This is a genomic window from Bradyrhizobium sp. LeoB3 (assembly GCF_055456055.1).
Genome location: NZ_JBVBEF010000480.1, coordinates 1 through 241, shown reverse-complemented (window position 1 = coordinate 241; position 241 = coordinate 1). Strand labels below are relative to the sequence as shown.

At 53.1% G+C, this 241-nt stretch carries 1 protein-coding gene; it reads left to right on the top strand.

Features of this window, described 5'->3' with window-relative positions; translation table 11 throughout:
- On the top strand, window positions 1–222 hold a 222-nt coding region (locus tag ACZXDY_RS46770), incomplete at its 5' end, for a hypothetical protein (protein WP_464350140.1).
- Between the last annotated feature and the right edge of the window lie 19 nt (window positions 223–241).

The window sequence follows — 241 nt, the reverse complement described above, 5'->3', positions numbered from 1 at the left end:
CAATATGCTCGCTTCGGGATCGAGGAGGATGCCATGCCCGAAGCACCAAGCGACATTGATTATACGGTTGATGTAAGCAGACACGAGACGATGCTCCGTGCGAACACACCCAAAGGAGAGGAATTTCTCGGCGGCGCTGACCTTACAATGTCCAATGAGGAAGCGCATACATTCATACAAGATGCCCGCGCAGCAGGGCTGACGGTCAAATCGTTTTTCTAGCAGCTTCGCAAACAGGCGC